Annotated in this window: 1 protein-coding gene; it reads left to right on the top strand. The window is 48.8% G+C overall.

The window, feature by feature from the left end; genetic code table 11:
• Nucleotides 1-202 precede the first annotated feature (202 nt).
• Nucleotides 203-1600: a group II intron reverse transcriptase/maturase gene (gene ltrA / locus GA0116948_RS20880; RefSeq protein ID WP_089715830.1), complete on the top strand. Its 1398-nt coding sequence runs from the start codon at nt 203-205 to the stop codon at nt 1598-1600.
• The last annotated feature ends 23 nt before the right edge of the window (nt 1601-1623 follow it).

Here is a 1623-nt window from a genome sequence, read left to right as displayed (position 1 = left end):
TAGTACTGTAGATGGTGCGGGTAGATGGAATGAAAGTTTATCGTCTTACCGTGGGAGATCTCACCGACGTGCGGAAACGGTGTATGAAGCACGGTTGAAACAGATTTACGGTGAGAAGTCAGCCGAGGCTATAGTACAGAGGGATCGACACCTTCTGGAAGGGCTGAACCTTAAGAAGTAAGTAGTCAATGAATGTTACCACATGAAAGGTAGAAAGCAGAAAATATCGAGAGATAGCTGCCGGCAAAAGAATAGGGCGGAACCCGAATACTATGACGGAGTGCAGACTTCCATGTGGATAACTGAAAACAACCTTACCAGTATCGAGCAAACGGGGTATGGCCTGCTTGAACAAATCGTATCCCCTGCAAACTTGAATGCGGCCTACAAACGGGTAAAGCAAAACAAGGGGGCGGGCGGCATCGACGAGATGGAAGTCGAATCTGTGAAGGATTATCTCGTTCAAAACAAGGAGGCGTTGATAGCGGCCATACTGGACGGAAGCTACCGTCCAAATCCAGTACGTCGGGTAGAGATACCCAAAGAAAACGGGAAGACACGTCCGCTGGGCATCCCGACCGTAGTAGACCGTGTTATTCAGCAAGCGATCACACAGGTACTAAGTCCGATTTACGAGCGGCAATTTTCAGCAAACAGCTATGGGTTCAGACCAAAGCGGAGTGCACATCAGGCACTACAGCAATGCCAGCGGTATATTACCGAGGGCTATACGTATGCAGTAGACATGGATCTGGAGAAGTTCTTTGATACAGTCAACCAAAGTAAACTGGTCGAAGTACTATCCGGAACAATCAAGGATGGTCGGGTGATCTCGCTGATCCACCGATACCTTGGCGCAGGTGTAGTAGTAGCGAATAAGTTTGAACAAACAGCTGTGGGTGTACCGCAGGGCGGACCCTTGAGCCCGCTGTTAAGCAATATCATGCTTAATGAGTTGGACAAGGAACTCGAGAACCGTGGCCACCGCTTCGCGCGCTACGCAGATGACTTGCTCATTCTATGCAAAAGCCAACGAAGTGCAGCGCGCACAATGAAAAGCCTGGCGACTTACATCGAGCAGAAGTTGTTCCTGAAAGTAAATCGGGAAAAGAGTACGGTGGCGTATGTGAAGGATGTGAAGTTCCTTGGATACTCCTTTTACAAACTAAAGGGAGAAGGCCGTCTTCGTGTACACGCAAAGAGTGTGACGCGGATGCGCCTTCGGATCCGGGAACTCACTTCAAGAAGCAACGGGTGGGGGAATGCCAAAAGGAAGGAAATGCTCAAACAGTACATTACTGGCTGGACGCAGTACTTCAAATTAGCGGATATGAAGAAGCTGTTGATTGCAACGGATAAATGGTATCGCAGGCGACTGCGGATGGTGTTCTGGAAACAATGGAAACGAATACGCACCAGACACGAAAACCTTGTGAAACTCGGCATAGACATGGCTAAAGCCTGGGAATATGCTAACACGAGAAAAGGCTACTGGCGTATTGCCAATAGCTGGATACTATCTACTTCCGTTACTAACGAACGGCTCACCGAAGCTGGGTATGTATCCCTGACCGACTGTTACCTGAAAGCTCGGAACTAAATTAAGGAACCGCCGTATACCGA

The sequence above is a fragment of the Chitinophaga costaii genome (assembly GCF_900094705.1).
GTDB classification, from domain to species: domain Bacteria; phylum Bacteroidota; class Bacteroidia; order Chitinophagales; family Chitinophagaceae; genus Chitinophaga; species Chitinophaga costaii.
The sequence above is the reverse complement of the archived record's forward strand: the minus strand, read 5'-3'. Positions and strand labels throughout refer to the sequence as shown.

Coding starts and splice junctions, on each gene's coding strand:
- ltrA (WP_089715830.1), top strand. CDS start 203: ATGAAAGGTAGAAAGCAGAAAATATCGAGAGATAGCTGCCGGCAAAAG.